Annotated in this window: 18 protein-coding genes and 1 pseudogene; 16 read left to right on the forward strand and 3 right to left on the reverse strand. The window is 63.8% G+C overall.

Annotated elements, in window-relative coordinates; genetic code table 11:
- Positions 1 to 70: 70 nt before the first annotated feature.
- The 12 genes from L1080_RS35900 to L1080_RS35955 all read left to right on the forward strand — a co-directional run bounded on the left by L1080_RS35900 (position 71) and on the right by L1080_RS35955 (position 9,411).
- The gene (locus L1080_RS35900) at positions 71 to 1,336 is read left to right on the forward strand and encodes a styrene monooxygenase/indole monooxygenase family protein (protein WP_250777557.1); all 1,266 of its coding nucleotides are present in this window, start codon (positions 71 to 73) and stop codon (positions 1,334 to 1,336) included.
- 12 nt (positions 1,337 to 1,348) lie between these two features.
- Complete coding sequence (locus L1080_RS35905; RefSeq protein WP_250777554.1) at positions 1,349 to 1,861, forward strand: flavin reductase family protein; 513 nt, start codon at positions 1,349 to 1,351, stop codon at positions 1,859 to 1,861.
- A 38-nt stretch (positions 1,862 to 1,899) separates the two neighbouring features.
- Complete coding sequence (locus tag L1080_RS35910) at positions 1,900 to 3,339, forward strand: aldehyde dehydrogenase family protein (protein WP_250777550.1); 1,440 nt, start codon at positions 1,900 to 1,902, stop codon at positions 3,337 to 3,339.
- Between the two features lie 39 nt (positions 3,340 to 3,378).
- The gene (locus L1080_RS35915) at positions 3,379 to 4,080 is read left to right on the forward strand and encodes an EthD family reductase (RefSeq protein WP_308202221.1); all 702 of its coding nucleotides are present in this window, start codon (positions 3,379 to 3,381) and stop codon (positions 4,078 to 4,080) included.
- Between the two features lie 395 nt (positions 4,081 to 4,475).
- Positions 4,476 to 4,889 carry a hypothetical protein gene (locus L1080_RS35920; RefSeq protein WP_250777689.1) on the forward strand — a complete coding sequence of 138 codons (414 nt, stop codon included), beginning with the start codon at positions 4,476 to 4,478 and terminating at the stop codon, positions 4,887 to 4,889.
- Positions 4,890 to 5,225: 336 nt separating this feature from the next.
- Positions 5,226 to 5,681 carry a hypothetical protein gene (locus L1080_RS35925; protein ID WP_459032551.1) on the forward strand — a complete coding sequence of 152 codons (456 nt, stop codon included), beginning with the start codon at positions 5,226 to 5,228 and terminating at the stop codon, positions 5,679 to 5,681.
- Positions 5,678 to 6,334 (forward strand): hypothetical protein, encoded by a 657-nt coding sequence (locus tag L1080_RS35930; protein ID WP_250778069.1) that lies wholly within the window; start codon positions 5,678 to 5,680, stop codon positions 6,332 to 6,334. The genes L1080_RS35925 and L1080_RS35930 overlap by 4 nt, the downstream gene beginning before the upstream one ends.
- 11 nt (positions 6,335 to 6,345) lie before the next feature.
- A complete protein-coding gene (locus tag L1080_RS35935; protein ID WP_250778071.1) occupies positions 6,346 to 6,879 on the forward strand; it encodes a hypothetical protein in 534 nt (177 codons plus the stop codon).
- A 53-nt stretch (positions 6,880 to 6,932) separates the two neighbouring features.
- Entirely contained in the window at positions 6,933 to 7,637 is a 705-nt protein-coding gene (locus tag L1080_RS35940; RefSeq protein WP_250778077.1) for a hypothetical protein, read from the forward strand.
- Positions 7,638 to 8,285, forward strand: a complete 648-nt coding sequence (locus L1080_RS35945) for a hypothetical protein (protein ID WP_459032553.1) — start codon at positions 7,638 to 7,640, stop codon at positions 8,283 to 8,285.
- Between the two features lie 54 nt (positions 8,286 to 8,339).
- Positions 8,340 to 8,864: a hypothetical protein gene (locus L1080_RS35950; protein WP_459032555.1), complete on the forward strand. Its 525-nt coding sequence runs from the start codon at positions 8,340 to 8,342 to the stop codon at positions 8,862 to 8,864.
- A 121-nt stretch (positions 8,865 to 8,985) separates the two neighbouring features.
- Positions 8,986 to 9,411 (forward strand): hypothetical protein, encoded by a 426-nt coding sequence (locus L1080_RS35955; protein WP_250778021.1) that lies wholly within the window; start codon positions 8,986 to 8,988, stop codon positions 9,409 to 9,411.
- A 244-nt stretch (positions 9,412 to 9,655) separates the two neighbouring features.
- Here L1080_RS35955 and L1080_RS35960 read toward each other — a convergent pair whose 3' ends face one another.
- Complete coding sequence (locus tag L1080_RS35960) at positions 9,656 to 10,192, reverse strand: MarR family winged helix-turn-helix transcriptional regulator (protein WP_250778023.1); 537 nt, start codon at positions 10,190 to 10,192, stop codon at positions 9,656 to 9,658.
- 115 nt (positions 10,193 to 10,307) lie between these two features.
- Here L1080_RS35960 and L1080_RS35965 point away from each other — a divergent pair, with 115 nt between their 5' ends.
- The 3 genes from L1080_RS35965 to L1080_RS35975 all read left to right on the forward strand — a co-directional run bounded on the left by L1080_RS35965 (position 10,308) and on the right by L1080_RS35975 (position 14,857).
- Positions 10,308 to 11,270: an MBL fold metallo-hydrolase gene (locus tag L1080_RS35965; RefSeq protein ID WP_250778025.1), complete on the forward strand. Its 963-nt coding sequence runs from the start codon at positions 10,308 to 10,310 to the stop codon at positions 11,268 to 11,270.
- A 36-nt stretch (positions 11,271 to 11,306) separates the two neighbouring features.
- Positions 11,307 to 12,977: an FAD-dependent monooxygenase gene (locus tag L1080_RS35970; protein ID WP_250778034.1), complete on the forward strand. Its 1,671-nt coding sequence runs from the start codon at positions 11,307 to 11,309 to the stop codon at positions 12,975 to 12,977.
- A 761-nt stretch (positions 12,978 to 13,738) separates the two neighbouring features.
- The gene (locus L1080_RS35975; RefSeq protein ID WP_250778036.1) at positions 13,739 to 14,857 is read left to right on the forward strand and encodes a hypothetical protein; all 1,119 of its coding nucleotides are present in this window, start codon (positions 13,739 to 13,741) and stop codon (positions 14,855 to 14,857) included.
- Here L1080_RS35975 and L1080_RS35980 read toward each other — a convergent pair.
- Positions 14,854 to 15,727: pseudogene (locus tag L1080_RS35980) on the reverse strand (IS5 family transposase). The gene L1080_RS35975 and the pseudogene L1080_RS35980 overlap by 4 nt on opposite strands.
- Before the next feature lie 367 nt (positions 15,728 to 16,094).
- The gene (locus L1080_RS35985) at positions 16,095 to 16,388 is read right to left on the reverse strand and encodes a hypothetical protein (RefSeq protein WP_250773517.1); all 294 of its coding nucleotides are present in this window, start codon (positions 16,386 to 16,388) and stop codon (positions 16,095 to 16,097) included.
- On the opposite strand from L1080_RS35985, the gene L1080_RS35990 reads away from it, so the two are divergent.
- Entirely contained in the window at positions 16,372 to 16,653 is a 282-nt protein-coding gene (locus L1080_RS35990; protein ID WP_250773519.1) for a hypothetical protein, read from the forward strand. The two genes, L1080_RS35985 and L1080_RS35990, sit on opposite strands and share 17 nt — an antisense overlap.
- Positions 16,654 to 16,778 lie beyond the last annotated feature (125 nt).

The following is a 16,778-nucleotide window of genomic DNA, read 5'->3' on the forward strand; positions in this document are numbered from 1 at the left end:
CGCTTCGTCACACCATTGAACCCAGCACCAGATGAACGGTGCGTTCGTGTTGGGTTACAAGGAGGTAAGCGTGCGATCGATCGCAATCATCGGAGCCGGGCAGTCAGGTCTGCAGCTCGCATTCGGGCTACTGAGGGACGGTTTCGACGTGACCCTCTATTCGGACAAGACCCCCGAGGACTACCTCAAGGGACGACTTCCCTCCAGCAATGCACTGTTCGGTCGTGGTCTCGACCGTGAGCGAGAGCTGGACATCTGCTTCTGGGACGGTGACGAACCCGTCATCGACAAGACGTTCGTCAACGTCACCGACCCGGTAGGAAACCTGGTGGTCTCCGCCAATGGCCGTTTCGCCCGCAACGGGCAATCCGTCGACCAGCGGCTGAAATTCAGCACCTGGCTCGAGGCGTTCGCCGGGCGCGGCGGGCAGATCGTGTATCAGGCAGTTGATCTCGACGGACTCGAAAAGATCGCAGCGAGCCACGAACTGACGATCGTCTCCGCCGGCAAGGGCGAAATCACCAAACTCTTCGCGCTCGACCAGAGCAAGATGACCTACAACAAGCCGCAGCGCTCGATCGGCATGTGTTCCCTGGTAAACGTCGAGCACCCGTCCCCCAACGGGGTTGCCTACAACATCTACCCCGGGATCGGCGAAGTCTTCGGAATTCCGATGCTCACCGCTGCCGGACCAGCGGTCACCTGGGTGATGGAGGCAATCCCCGGTGGCCCGATGGACCGTTGGTCGCGGGCGACCGGGCCGGCTGAAATGCTTGCTCTTGCCCAACAGACCTTCGCGGAATACTTTCCCTGGGAAGTCGACCGGCACAAGAATGCCGAACTCGCCGACGAGAACGCCTACTTGTGCGGCGCCGTACCCCCGCTAGTCCGCAAGCCGATCGCGACGCTGCCATCCGGACGCAAGGTCGTGGGAATGGGTGACGTCGTCGTCCTGAACGACCCGTGCACCGGTCAGGGCGCCAACAACGCCAGCGCACACGCCGAGGTTATGTACGACCTGATCAAGGAGCAGGAAGACCGCCCCTTCGACGAGCCGTGGATGCAGCAGACCTTCGACCGGTTCTGGGAATACGCCCAGTGGCCGACCCTGTTCGCCAACACCATGCTCGCTCCGCCGACCGACCACGCCTACCACATCATCGGCGCTTGCGGGCAGTTCCCCGAGGTGGTCAACCGCTTCACGAATGCGTTCAACGATCCGCGCGACCTCCAGGGCTGGTTCTACGACCCGGAGGCGGCGCAGAGCTACATCGGCGCAGCAGCCGAACGACACGAGTTCCGCCAAGCAGGCCGCAACGACCTCGCCCACATTTAGGAAGTGATACCGATGACTGCCCACGTTGACGCCTGCGCTCCTCTGGACGACCTGACGGCCTACCGCCACACTCTTGGGGCATTCCCAACCGGCATCACGGTGATGACCGCTGCAGACGGTGAGCAGCGGGTCGGGGTGACCGCGAACTCCTTCGGTTCGGTCTCTCTCGAGCCCCCACTGATTCTCTGGAACCTCAAGACCTCCTCGCCGAGTCTTCCGACGTTCCGGAACTCCGGTCACTTCGCCGTCCACGTGTTGGCCTGGCATCAGGAAGAAATCTGCCGCCGTTTCGCAACGCCTCTGCCCGACAAGTTCGACGGCCTCGAGGTCTCGGACGGATTGGGGCAGGCACCGCTGCTGGAAGGCTGCGCGGCACGGCTCGAATGCGCCCTCGTCCACGAATTCATCACTGGCGACCACGTGGTTCTCATCGGTGAGGTGAAGCGGTACCAGAACCTGCACCGGGAACCACTCATCTTCTTCCGCGGCGCAACCCGCTGGTTCGACCAACCGCTCGTGTCCTGACCCGCGGGCACAACGCCATCTGAGAAAGGAACGCGCATATGCGCACCCAACTACACATCAATGGACAATGGCTGGACGGCGGTGCCGGGACCTTCCCGACCCACAACCCGGCGACCGGCAAGGTCATCGCGGAGGTCGCCGCCGCGAACACGACCGACGTCGACGCTGCCGTCACCGCCGCTGGCACTGCATTCACCTCGCCCGAATGGGCCGAGATGGCGCCGACTACCCGTGCCCGGTTGCTCTACCGACTCGCCGACCTGCTCGAGCAGTCCGGCGACGAACTCGCCAACCTGGAAACCACCGACCAGGGGCAACCGCTGTTCGTCAGCAGCGGAATTTCCGTACCTAACGCAGTCGAGCACTTCCGCTACTACGCCGGCTGGGTCACCAAAATCACCGGAATCACCGGACCGGTCTCGACCCCCGGCGTGGATTACCGCACTCGCCGTGAACCGCTCGGCGTCTGTGCTCTCATCACGCCGTGGAACTTCCCGCTTGCAATCCTGAGCTGGAAGCTCGCGCCCGCGCTCGCCACCGGCAACACGGTGGTGATCAAGCCGGCCGAACAGACACCACTGAGCACCCTGCGTCTGGCCGAACTTGCCCAGGAAGCGGGATTTCCTGCCGGTGTCATCAACGTCGTCACCGGCGGCCCCGATGTCGGCAAAGCACTCGTCGACCACCCGAACGTCGCGAAAATTTCCTTCACCGGTTCGACGGAGGTGGGACGTGCGATCGGCGCATCAGCAGGGCACGAGCTCAAACACGTGTCGCTGGAACTGGGCGGCAAGACTCCGAGCATCATCACCGCCGACGCCGATATCGCCGCCGCCGTCCAGGGCAACCTCATGGGCGGCCTGCTCAACTCCGGCCAAGTCTGCGCCGCGTACAGCCGGCTCTACGTCGACCGCTCACGTAACGACGAATTCGTGAACAAACTGGCCGAGGCCGCGGAAGCGATGACAATCGGCAAGGGCGAGGATCCCACGACCCAGATCGGCCCGCTGGTCTCAGCCGAGCAGCTCGAACGGGTCGATTCCTACGTCCAGATAGGCCGGAACGAAGGCGCCGAACTCGTCACCGGTGGATCACGTGCGGACGGTGAACTCGCCGACGGCTACTTCTACCGCCCAACGGTCTTCGCGCAGGTCGAACAGAACATGCGGATCGCGCGAGAGGAAATCTTCGGGCCCGTTCTCTCCGTGCTGCCCTACGACGATCCTGAGGAACTCGCAACCCTGGCCAACGATTCAGCGTACGGTCTCGCCGCCGTCATCTGGTCACGCGACATCGGCACCGCCAACAGGCTCGCCAACGCGGTCAAGGCCGGCACCGTCTACATCAACATGCCGCCGATGCTCGACGCCGCCGCCGCGTGGGGCGGAATGAAATCCTCCGGATCTGGTCGCGAAATGGGATGGGAAGCAATCCTCGCCTACACCGAAGTCAAGAGCATCTGGACCGCACTGACCTAGAGGTTCAGCCCAAGCAGTCAACGATCAGAAAGTCAATCGATGCACAAACTCGTTGTCCTCTACCCGGAACCGACGGATAAGGCTGCATTTCGCGACTATTACGAAACGACCCACCTTCCCCTCGCAGCGAAACTCCCCGGTCTGCGCGACCACCGCTACAGCTACGACGTACATGGCGTCGGCGGTGAGAGCCCGTACTTCGCGCTCTTCGAGGCCGCCTTCGACTCGGCCGCGGACATGCAGGCGGCACTCGAATCCGAACAGGGACAAGCTGTCGCAGCAGACGTACCCAACTATGCGACCGGCGGCGCCCAGATCATCCACTACATCCCCGAACCTGCCCTCGATCCACGGGACGTGGTTGTGCGCTACCTGGAGCGGTGGAGCAACCACGATGTCGACGGAATCGTGGACATGTTCGCCGATGACGGGGTCTACACCGACCCCTCCCTCGGCGGCCGTCAGATCACGAAGTCCGAACTGGGACAGTTCCTGGAAGACCTTTTCAAGGCCGCCCCGGACCTGACGCTGTCCATCTTGAGCGCCGTCGCCGACGGACCTCACACAGCCGTCGCGACCTGGAGGGCTGGCGGAACTGCGATCGGCCCGAATGCCACTTCTGAGGGGCGCCTCGACTTCTTCGGAGGCGATCATTTGACTCTCGACCCCGCGGGCAAGATCGTCTGGACGACCGCAATCTACGACCAGAACACGTTCCTGACGCAAGCGGGATACCTCTGATCTGTGTGCTTTCCAGAGGCGACCACCGCATTGCTGGGTGCCACACGACCCTGTGTCGGTAGCGCCTGACCCTCTCGCGTGGCAAACGCTTCTTTCGGCTGCAGTCGCACCATCCCATCAAACATCTCACCGACGCCGCCCGAGCCTGCGCACCCCTGCCGAACGGGTATCGAGAGATGATTTCGCACAACATAACCCAGGCGGAACTCCACTTCGGATACGCCCATCTCGTTCGTGCCGGTCGTGCCGGGAAGCGTGTGAACAGGGCGCTATCGAAAACGCCGGGACGTCCGAGGCGAACACGGCACGTGAACCAAGTGAGGGTGACCAGCCTTCACACCGAAATCGCAAAACGCAACTCACTGAGTAGCAGCGAAACCAGAAGGAGAACACCAATGGCCGACGCTCTGAAGTTTTTCTCGCAGGAATGGTGCGATGCCGCCCGCGAGGCGGTAAACGCGAACCCCGAGGTCTACAAGGGCTTCAAGGACGCGAACTCGTTCACGAACTCGATGGCCTTCCGCACAGTCGACGGTGGTCCAGTCACCACGATGGAATGGGACAAAGGAAAGCTGATCTCATGGTCACCGACCACCGAAATTGACGAGGACAGCCTCTGGGTCATCGTGGACGGTCCGATCAGCACCTGGCAGCAAGGCGCAGCCGGAGACGAGCTGGCGGGCAAGCTGCTGATGTCAGGAAAGATGAAATTGGCCAAAGGTCCGATGAGTGCTGCGGTCGAAAACGCCGGCGCCCTCAACAATTTCCTCCTGACCTGGGGCCAAGTGCCCACCAACTGGACGCACTGACCGGTCCGGCCAGTGGGCCGAGCGGGATGGCAGGCTTTCGGAGCCTTCCATCCCGCCGCTCGACACATCAATTCAATTGAAACCAAGGGCCATTCATATGATCTGCCCAGAACGGCGAACCACACATCATCGCGTCCTGGAGCTACCGCGCCGAGATGGCCGATTGACTGACAACCACAGGGACGAAGCTGCCAGCATTCGGCGAAATGCATAGCTGGGTCTCATATCCGCTGTCAGGAACAGCCAACCGATATAGCCCAGTGGCGGCCGGGTCACCCATCACAGACATCAACAGATGACGCGGCGTCCCCCACGTGCGCTGAAAGGACCCATTTCATGACCACTGTTGCACCTGCTCCCTACAAGGTGAGTCTCTTCGACGGCGAGGACGCTAACGGCGTCGCCGGTATTGTCGGGATGCTGCTCGGGCAGAATCTCGAGAACTTCCCCTCCCGCGTGAAGTTCGCGCGGCGCATCTCCCGGCCGGTATCGATCTACAGCACCGACACAGAGACCGCCTGCACCATCATCTTCGGCAGTGACGAGGCCGTGGTGTACAACGACATCGTCGGCAAACCCGCCGTCACGGTGATGGCGACCGTCGATCAGATTCTCGATGTGTCGCAGCTGCCGATGAAGGCCGGTGGCCTGGTGCCGGTCGGATTCTTCACCGGCCGCGGTATGTCCGTTCTCGGGGAAATCCTCAAGCACAAGCTCGTCGTCAAAGGTCTGCTGACCCACACCGTGACAGCGCTGCGCACGATCGCGTTGGTCTCGGTCGTCGACGCATGACCGCGCTCTCAGGCCGTGGACGTCCGGCAAGTCACGCCCTCGACGACGAGCGCACCGATGTCATCGAATTGCCGTATGTCGGTGACGCCGAGGCATTCGCACCGGATCCGCCGCGGGCGTCGACGAAGATGAACATCGCCCGCGGGCTGCTCGTGCTCGCGTTGATCCCGGTCGGTGCGTTCTACTTGTACCCGCGGATCCACGATCTGACGGCGACGCCGTACCGGCTCGACCAAGCGGTGGTTTCCGCGGGCAACTACAACCCTGCCCTGAACCAAATCGTCGAGCACGAAGAGGTCACCCTCGCCGCGTTCGATTCGCTCGAGAAGATGGAAGCCTCGCTGGCGAGTGTGCTGAGCACCGACGCGACGGTGACCGCAGAGCTGAACACACTGATCGGGCAGATCAGCGGAGACGTCCAAGCCACCTTGGATCACGCCGGCGCGAACGTGACCGACCTGGTCGCCTCTCTCGATACGTTGACCGCGCACATCAATTCGCTGCAGCCCGCGGCCGATGGCGCTACTGCGGCCGTCGCCGCCGACCGGGCCACCTTGGACGCGATCCTCACCGACGCACGCTCGACCGCCGAGAAGGTCCACAGTGCCCGTCTGTCCGCGGAAGAGTCCGCCAACGATTTGTCCGGAAAGTAGGAGATGTACCCGTGATTTTCTTCGGACGCCGCGGCGGTCCGGCTCGACTTGTGCTCTCGATTGTCGCGGTAGGCGTGCTCAGCCTGCTCGCGTTCGTGGTGTTCAACCTCAACACTCGACTCGACAACCAGCAGCGGGCCAACGAGACCAGCATCGCCGCTTCCTCGGCGATTGTCGATGTCAACGACCGGCTGACCAACCAACTGCAGCAATTGACCGAGCTCACCCATACCGCGCAGACCGCCCTCGACGCGACTGCGGCCCTGGGCCCGCTGCTGGTCAAGCTGGACGAGGCCATTTCTCCGGCCGCGCAGATGTTGGCCAGCAGCACCGAGGGGGCGCAGCTGACCAATGCGCAGTTGACGAACATCCAGGGCATCCTCGGCGAAGTTCAGAACACCGTGTTGCCGCTGGTCGAATCCGCGCAAGCATTCGGTGATCAGGGGCGGCAGCTGCTGGCCATCGTGCAGGGCCTGGTCAGCGACCTGCAAGGGTCGGTCGCTGCGGCGCAGACGATCAACCAGATGCTGCCACTGCCCGGCTGATCGAACCTTCCTCCTTCCTTTGAACCGACAACCGATTGATGACTGGACGTGACATGAAGATGGGCACCGACTTGCCGGACGAGGCATATCCACGCCGCGGCCTGGCCGGACTCCAGCGTTTCGATGTTCCTGCATCAGCGCTGCCATACCGCAAGGGCACGCTGCCGCAGCGCCCGGACGTACCGGCAACCGCCGCAGCGGGATCGAATGGTTTCACTGTGGCCACCGAATGGATGGGCCGGTTGGCTGCGGTCCTGGCCCTCGTGTTGTTCGCGTTGGTTCTGATGGCGATCCAGAAAGGTCAACTCGTACAGGACAGTGCACGCACCATCGTGGACAACTTCCGGATCACCAACGACTACTTCGCGCAACGGGCGGACCTGACCGCACCGGCGACCGCACGCAAGCAACTCGACGAACTCGCCGGTGTACTGGCCGATCTCAACACGGCCACCGCCACCGACGTCGACCACCTCGCGGCGCTGCTGCCGGACGCGCGGGCGTTGCTCGCCGCCGGTCAGGGTGACACAGCGATCGCCGGACAGCTCGAAGGCGTGGCCACCACCCTGCAGGGTTCGGCCGCGTCCCTGCACCAGATCTCCGCGGACGCCAACACCACAGTGTCCGATGTCAACAACGAGCTCACCACCGCCATCGACCTGGTCAACCAGCTCAACAGTGAACTCACCCGCACGACCAACAAGCTGGCGTTGATTCCCGCACAAGACGCCCTCATTCCTGCACCGGGAGGCAACTGAATGCTCACCAAGAAGGCGTGGCTCGGCGTCGTCCTCGGCCTCGGGGTGGCCCCGGCGGTGCTGCTGTGCGCGGTCAACGGATTCGTTCCCGGTCTCGACGACGTCGTCGACCCGCTCGGTCGTCCGTCCCAGCTCAGCCTCGAGGTCATCGACTCCGCCGGCCAATTCGACACCCTCACCGCCATCCTCGTGCCCAAGCACGCCCAGCTCTCCGGAGACATTCAGGCCCTCGGCCCGCTCGCCGACGACCTCGAGGGCCTCACCAACAAGGCGGGAGAACTGTCCGGGCAGGCGAAAACACTCAATTCCTCGACCGGTGACGTCAGCACCATCGCCGGACCCCTCCCGGATCTCGTCGCCAACGTGACCGGTCGCGCTAATCAGGCCAGCCCCACCGTAGCGGGGCTCTCCACGGCCGTCGGTTCGGTCACCACCCAACTCGAAGCGATCAACACCGGATTGACCACGATCGAAGGCACCCTCGGTACCCTCGGACCGAAGGCGACCGCCATCGCCGCGACTCTCGCGAACGTCGAGGAAGAAGCACGGCACGTCCAAGAGATGGGCCCGCTGCTCGCAGTAATCGGTCCTCCGGTCAACTCTCTCAACCTCCCCCCACTCGGCGTCGCAACCACTCCTACCCCGTAACGCTCGCGCCGGCCGGTAAAAGCCGCAGCACGAGTGAAAGGCAGAACAATTACGATGTTTCGGCTCTCCTGGGCAATAACCGCAGCCTTCACCATCGCGCTCTTGTGTGGCATCTTGATCGTCACACGCGACCTCGCCATCACCAACGACATCTTCAAAGACGGTGTAGTGCAGGCAAAAACAGTCGACAAGACTACCAACGAGGCGTTGACAGGTGCGAAGGAGCTCCCTCCCGCCAACGCTGCCATCAACCAAGGTTTGCCCGAAGTGGTCGGAGTGCTCGATTCCCTGACCCGCGCCGACCAGACGCTCGGTGAACTCGGAACCCAATTACAGGCGCTCGGGGATGCCCTGAAGGCCGCAGACGCCCCGCTCGTCGGCATCATCGACGCCGGTTCGTCCGCAACCGATCAGGCCAACGCGGCCGCCGTTCCGGCAGAGCAGATCGTGCACACCCTCGCCGACGCCGACACCAAGGTGCAAGCCCTCTCCCCACTGCTGGACCAGTCCCTCGCACTTGGGCAGGAAATCGACTCGAAACTGCGAATCGCACTGATACTGCCCGTCATCGGCGAGTAACCGGTCGGGTGGTCGGGAGATTGGAGGCTGCCGATGGACGAACGATCACACCACCACACTCAACGAACACGGTAATCAACTCGGCGTGTCCATTCTGCCGTATTCTCGGAAAGATTCTGCAATGAATCCTGCGTCTGTCTCCACCAGTTCCCTCGCCGCGACCGTATCGACCTCACTGGCAGAACCATCGACGAGCACCGACGGGCATCGACGGATGTTTCGGCGGCACAGAGTCCGCCGGCATCAGACCTGGCTGCGTCGGCAGGGGTACGTGCCGTTCACCGCGGAGGCGGAGGACTTCGCCGAGTTCGCCCGACGGTGGGCCCCCTACGGTGGGGCATCAGGGGAGGAAACGTTCTTGCGGTTTGGGATGAATACCTCCCGATTCAGCGAGCGGTTGTGGCAACTCGTCGGTGAGGGCCAGATCAGCAACGAAACAGCCGAGCAGTTTGCCGACGCCTACCCGGCACCGCCCGAGTGGCGGAACGGCAATCCCCGAGACGAGAGCGTAAGCGCGGTCCCGGTCGCCGACAACGGCAGCCGGTGAACTGGTGACAGTGAACCGTCCAGCACCCCGAGAACGAGCCGACGCGACTGATGCGCGGACACCACATGCTGCGGACTCAATGGCGGGTATCCAAATGGCCTCTGCGGTGGAAGGTCACAGTCGTCCTGAGCGTTCCTCTCGCAGTCGCGGTCACAACTGGATCCGAACATTTCCCGGAAACGGGAACCTTCACTGTCGGCCGCCCTCGATGCCGACGTCAACTGTCACTCCTTCGCCAACGCCTTCATCGTCGGACGGCCGACTGCGCTGCGGCACCCGAGGACAGCTTCTCCAAGAGTCCGATGAGCACGAGGCGCTCGGTTTCGGTGAGCGCATTCGTCCACTGCTGCTCGCGTTGGTTGTGGATGGTGTAGGTGCTGACGATCGCGTCGTGCCCGGCGTCGGTGAGGCTCAGCTGGACCGCTCGCCGGTCGGCGGCGGATGTTTCCTTCCTCAGCAGTCCGTCCCGCTCGAGGGTGTTGACCAGGGCGGACACCGCCGCGCGGCTCATGCCGGACAACTGGGCGACCCGTTTGGACTCGCAGGGGCCGGCGAGCCACAACACGAACATCACCCGGAAGCCGGGCCAGCTCCACCCGCTGGGCCGGTGCACGCTCGACTCGAGGTCGTACACCAGGGCGCTGGTCACCCGGTGGAGAGCGAGGACCAGGCGCATGGAGACGGGGTCGACCTCGGGCAGTTCCGCGGCCGTCTGCTTCACGGCGAAATCGACGAAGGACAGAAAGTCGAGTTCGTCGGCGGGCGGAGTTGTCGAGGTCATGGCTGTCACGATAGCGCCGATCCGCCGCGAAATGATCAAAGCTTTGCTTTTTCTGTGAGGACGGTTACATTGGACGGACCAGATGATCAATGCTTTGACTATTGAGGTGGTTTCCATGGCGACAACATCCTTCGCATCCTCGGCCGATCTGGGGGAGAAGGAACAGACCCTCGGAGTGCTGGCGGACGGCGTCTATGCGCTGACCGCCGAGGGTGATCCCAACATCGGCGCCATCGAGGGCGAGGACTTCGTCGTCTGCTTCGAGGCGCTCGCCACCCCGGTGGCCGCCCAGGACTGGCTGCGCAAGCTGCGCGAGCACACCGACAAGCCGGTCCGGTACCTGGTGCTCTCGCACTACCACGCCGTCCGCGTGCTCGGCGCGTCCGCGTTCGACGCCGAGACCATCGTCTCGCACGAGACCACCCGCGCCCTCATCGAGGAGCGTGGAAAGGAAGACTGGGCAAGCGAATTCGGACGCATGCCGCGGCTGGCAAAGGCCGCCGACTCGGTGCCCGGACTGACGTGGCCGACCCTGACGTTCGCCGACAAACTCACCATCGACCTCGGCGGAGGACGCGGCGACCTCGTGCTCCAGCACTTCGGCCGCGGACACACCGAAGGCGACATCACCGCGTGGCTGCCGAAGCACCGCATCCTCTTCGCCGGCGACCTCGTCGAGGCGCAGGCCGCGCTCTACACCGGCGACGCATTCCACCGCGACTGGTCCACCGGCACCCTCGACCGGATCAAGGCGCTCGGCGCGGAGGTCCTGATCGGCGGACGCGGCGCCGTCTCCCACGGGCGGGAGGCCGTCGACGCCGCCATCGAGCAGACCCGCCACTTCATCAAGGTCATGCTGGCCGAGGTCGGGGCCGTGCAGCAGCGCGGCGGCACCCTCAAGGAAGCGTTCGAGGCCACCCACGCTGCACTGAACGAGCAGTACGGGCACTGGCCGATCTTCGAACACTGCCTCCCGTTCGACGTCTCCCGCGTGTGGGACGAGCTGTCGGGCATCGAACGGCCCGTCATCTGGACCGCCGAGCGTGACCGCGAGGTCTGGGACCAGTTGCAGGGCTGAAGTCCGTCACCGTTTCACACTGACAAGGCGAGGATCATGGGAAGACGACACACCCGCGGCGGCACGGTCACCGTCGTGGGCAACGGCCCGGTGGGGCAGACGACGGCGTTGCTGCTGGCACGCTGGGGCATCCCGGTCACGTTGCTCGACGCACGGGCCGAACGCGACCCGATCGGATCGAAGGCGATCTGCCAGCAGCGGGACGTCCTCGAGGTGTGGGACGCGATCGGCGTCGGCAGGCAGCTGGCCAACGAGGGCGTGACGTGGGGGTGTGCCCGCACGTTCCACCGCGACCACGAACTGTTCGTGCAGACATTCGTCGACCGCGGCATCTCGTCGTTCCCGCCGTTCGTCAACATCTCCCAGGCACGAACCGAGGAACTGCTCGACGAGCGGATCGCGGCCACGTCGTCGATCGACGTCCGGTGGGGATACGAGGCCACGTCGGTGGATCAGGACCAGACCGGCGTGACCATCACCTGCCGCACCGGCTCCGGTGAGGAGACCGTCACCTCGGACTACGCGGTGGTGGCCGTGGGCTCGCGAGGCAGCGCGACCCGGCGGCAGCTGGGCGTCACGTTCGAAGGCCGTTCCTTCGACGACAAGTTCCTGATCTGCGACATCGCCGCCGACATCCCGGGCTGGGCCGACGAACGCCGCTTCTATTTCGACCCGGAGTGGAACCCGGGCAGGCAGGTGCTCATCCACCCGTGCCCGGACTCGACGTTCCGCATCGACTGGCAGGTGCCCGGCGAGTACGACCTCGAGGCCGAGGAGAAGTCGGGTGCACTGGACGCGCGGATCCGGAAGATCATCGGCGACACCGACTACCGGATCGTGTGGAAATCGGTGTACCGCTTCCACTCCCGGGTCGCGAATCGGATGCGCGTAGACCGGGTGCTACTGGCCGGCGACGCCGCGCACATCGTGTCGCCGTTCGGGGCACGCGGCCTGAATTCCGGTGTCGCCGACGCCGAGAACGCGGCGTGGAAGCTCGCATTCGTCCTGCGCGGTTGGGCCGACGAGTCGCTGCTCGAGACGTACCACACCGAGAGGCACGCGGCGGCCGTCGAGAACATCGCGGTCACCACGGCGACGATGGATTTCCTCGTCCCACAGTCGGAGGGCCAGCACCGGCACCGGCGCGAGGTGCTCGCCGCGGCGGTCACCGACCCGCAGGCGCGGGCGCAGGTTGACAGCGGTCGCCTCGCCGAGCCGTTCTGGTACATCGAATCACCCTTGACCACAATCGATCCGGAACGACCGTTCGCCGGCCGCCCCGAGCGTGGCTGCACCCCGGCCGCGGCACCGGGAATCCTCGTCCCCGACACCCCGGTGACGCTGCGCGGCGGTGCCGGCACCCGGCTCCGCGACATCGCCCGGCACGGAATCCTGCTTCTCTTGGGTGACGGCGTGGACGTCGACGAAATCCGCGCCGCCGCCCTCGACGCCGTGCACACCCCGATCCGCCTCATCCGGCTGTCGGAAATCGACACCACCGGAGTCCTCACTGCCGCATTGGACGCGAAACCCGGCGAAGTGTGGGTCATCCGCCCCGACGCCTACATCGCGGCGGTCACCGACACGGTCGACGAATTGGTCTCTGCGCTGCACCGAATCACCGAACCGGTCGTCGCCGCGATCACTTCCGTGCAAGCCGTTCCGGATCCGGATCCAGATCGAGTCGTCGCAGCAGCTGCACGTTGATGCGTCCATGATGGCCACGCGCCGGCCGTCACCCGATCCTCTGGTTGCGCGAATTCGCAACCGGTGGATGCGGTGGCGGTTGGTGCTGGAAATGAATAACGGGACACCGATGCTGCACCACGGCGGTTCGCTCCGTCACCATAGGAGCGGACACTGTGGGACTGCACCCCCGGGGCAGTGGCGGATGTCCGCTGTCAATCGAGTTGGCATACGCGACCTGCGGGAATGCTAACTATGTTGACGAGAATCGAGACGTTGACGGACAGCGTAGTTGGCATTTCCGTAGCGATTCGGCGGGTCCGCTACGAGCACCGAGTGGCGTTGACGTGCACAGAGGACGAAGCCGCCATCCAGTTTCACGAGACGAACCCGTGCCACAATGCCTGCAATTAAGCGCCAAACCGTAGTGTGTCGCACACCTTGTCAAAAATGCCAGTCAAGGGACAGCGGAGCCTTACCGCCGATGGTCGTATTCGCAGGCCATGCGAATAACCAACTTACTACTGGTAACCATGCATATTCGAGGCCTGCATATTCCCGCCCGACGGACCGCGTGCGCCCAGGTCGATCCGTCCCGATAGGCGCGTCCGGCGAAGTGTCCCGGTCACGGTTCCAGCCCCGCTGCGCGGCCGAGCATCTTCGCGATCGCGCCCGATCAGTAGGTAGCCTCCACGCTCACTCGGCGCGTGCTCCTCGCGGTGCAGGCTGTCGTCTAATCTGTCCCCAATGAGCTGGTGGACCCTGCAGAGGAGAGACGCAAGGTGAAGAGGCAGGGGCATTCCCGTGTGGAGGCGGGCAGTGCGCGGCTGCCCGAAGAGCGGCAGTTCAAATGCGTCCGCATTGGGGTGTGCGTTGCCGTAGTCCTGTTTACGCTCGCGTTCGTCGTGCTGACTGTGGTCAAGTCCTCACGAAGCCTGCAAGACATCACCTCGAACTGGTTCGTGGCCTGGGGCACTTGGGCGGGCGGGCTGGGTACGGCGGCGGCCTTCTTGATCGCCGCGTTCAGCATCTCGGTTGCTAGCGCGCATGCCCGGTTCGATCGCCGACAGGCGGCGGAGATCCGCGAGGACAACGACATGGCGCAGGCCCGGCTCTTGATCATCTACAAGGTTGAGGACGAGAACTCGACCTCGTCGTTGGCCACTTATCGGATCGAGAATCGAAGCAAAGACTTGTTCTTCGATGTCACCGTTCCGTACGTCGATTCACCTGACGGGTCGGACGCAGGCATCGAGCGCAGGACAGCTGATCTGGTCGCTCAGGACAACCGGCTCCACGAGTTCATCCCGACCGCTGAGCAATTGACCCCGTACCGCGACCACACCGACCATGAAGCGTGGTTCACCCTCGTCACCGTCCACACCAGTGACGCGAGCGGCATCAAGTTCGTCGTCGAGTACACCGATGCCCGTGGGCAGCGGTGGCGCCAGGAGCTCGGCGGTGAGATCAAGCGCGTCCACACAACCAAGGCCGTCCCTATTCGGCCGCCTGACAGATTTCAGCCTCCTCAGCAGATCAGTCGGTTGTCGGACGTGGAACTCTGGCGCATGGGTGGTGAGTTCATCGATGGTCTTGAGCCGCTGGAATCTGATGAAGAATTCCTGGAAGTCATCGAGGTGTCCAACGTCGCGCGTTGGAAGCGTATCGAGCGTATCGAGGACATTGTGGTGGAGCCCGGCGATGACGATGATCAAACCATCGATCGTGAAGTATCAGTGACGTTCAGCCCCACAGCCCCGCCCTTCTGGGCTGCCTACTTCCGCGGCAAGCTGGCCGAGTCTGGAGTGCGTTACGCCGGCGGAGGCTACCAATACACTCAGACCGATAGATTCCATTGCCCCCCGCAGGTCGATACGGCGGGACTAGGTTCTGTCTGCTAATTGCGCAGACGGTGCGTTGTGACTGTTGAGGCGAGGAGTACGCCACCGAGGTAAGTGATGGCGTACTTGTCATACCGAGTGGCTATACCGCGCCAGTGCTTGAGTCGATTGAAACCCCGCTCAACGGTGTTGCGGTGTCGGTAGAGCGCCGGGTCGAAGGCCGGTGGTCGCCCGCCTCGGGAACCTTTCTCCTTCCGTCGTGCAATCTGATCGGATCGTTCCGGAATCGTGTGCGAGATGCGCTTTTCCCGCAGGAAGTTTCGAGTCGAAGGATGGGAGTACGCCTTGTCTGCCAGCAACCGCATCGTGCCACCGTGCCGATCCGGATAGATCTCGAGCAGCGGCGCCAGCTGTGGGTTATCGCCGACCTGCCCGGCAGTCAGCAACAGGGCGACCGGAGCGCAGGTGCCGTCGATGAGGGCGTGGATCTTCGTCGTCCACCCGCCTCGGGACCGTCCCAGGGCGTGATCGGTGGGCTCGCCCGCAAACGTGTAATTCGACTCAGCCCCCTGTGGATCTGGGAGCTGGAGCACCCGCCGCATGCTGATGGGCACGCACGCTGGTCGAGTCGATCGAGACCAGAGCCGCCAACGCCTCATCGTCGACATCACGGACCGCATGCACGGCGCGGAACATTGCCTCGTAGGTTCCGTCGATCGACCAGCGCTTGTGTCGTTCCCAGATCGACTGCCAGGCACCGAACTCGTCGGGAATATCCCGCCATGGGGAACCGGTCCGGAACCGCCAGCAGATCGCCTCGAGTGTCACGCGGTGGTCGTTCCATGGCCGACCACGCCGCGGACACGACGTGGGCATCACTTCCGCGAGCACCTCCCACAAGTCATCGGAAATCACACCTGAACGAGTCACCTGTCCACCATGAACCATCTTCGCCTCGCGATTTAGCAGACACGCCCTAGGCGATCTCATCGACGCCGCGATTCACTATGCCAACGATCGCTTCGAGGAGAACGAACTCGCGGCAGCGCGCAGGGCGTTGGAGGCGCGACGAAATCGCACGAGTTCATCTACCTGATCTACCGCTGCCTCACCGCCGCCAAGTTGACGTAATATCAGTTACCGGCCAATCGAAATTCTCTGCGTATCAGCTGTTTTGACGCACATTTCTATCGAGGTGATCGTCGCGGGGCGCGGGGCGAGCCGCAGGCAGGGTCGGCCCTTCGCGGAGGTCGGTCTCCGATTCGATCGTTTCTGCGCACGGATGCGCCGGCCAAAGTCACGGGGTGTTCACGATGGGTTGTCGGGAACCACCCACAGGCCCGCGCCGGATCGTCGGCGGGTCGGGGATCAGTGCCCGGAGCCGGGCGGCGTCGTCGCGCAGTGCCTTCTGCAGGTGCGGTCGGACGTCCTCGGCGACGTCTGCTGGTAGTGGACAGCCTTGGTGTACGAGGTCGGCGGTGTTCTCGATGAGCCGGGCCGCTCGCATGAGGAGCGGCTCCGGCACCCGGACGTTGGGGGTGTCGCCGTCGTGGTCTCGGGTCAGGACGCCGAGAGTGGAGATCAGTGCCATCGCTGTTGCCGGCGCCGGGGTCCTTGTCTGCGACAGCGAGGGCGGCCGCCTCTACGAGGGCGGCGATCGTCGCACCGAGGGTGGGCAGGGGCATGGCGACCGTGCGGGGCAGTGTCAGCAGGTCGGCGCCGGGTGCCTCTTCCTTTATGTGCAGGGCCATTTCACGGGCGAGGGTGCGCAGTGTGTCGTGGTCGAAATACCGGCGGGCGGTGCGTTCGGTGATGTGCATCTGCTGTGCTACGGCAGCGACTCGGTCGGTGAGTAGGTATTCGAGTTGGTCGTTGGGGACGGTCAGACCTAGTCGTGCCAGTTCTTCACCGAGGGTGGACGCGGTCGTGCTCAGCCATGACGATGGTCGCGGTATCGAGGTCTCCTGATCTGAGGTTTCCA

Source organism: Rhodococcus sp. MSC1_016 (assembly GCF_023667485.2).
Taxonomy (GTDB): Bacteria; Actinomycetota; Actinomycetes; order Mycobacteriales; family Mycobacteriaceae; genus Rhodococcus_F; species Rhodococcus_F oxybenzonivorans.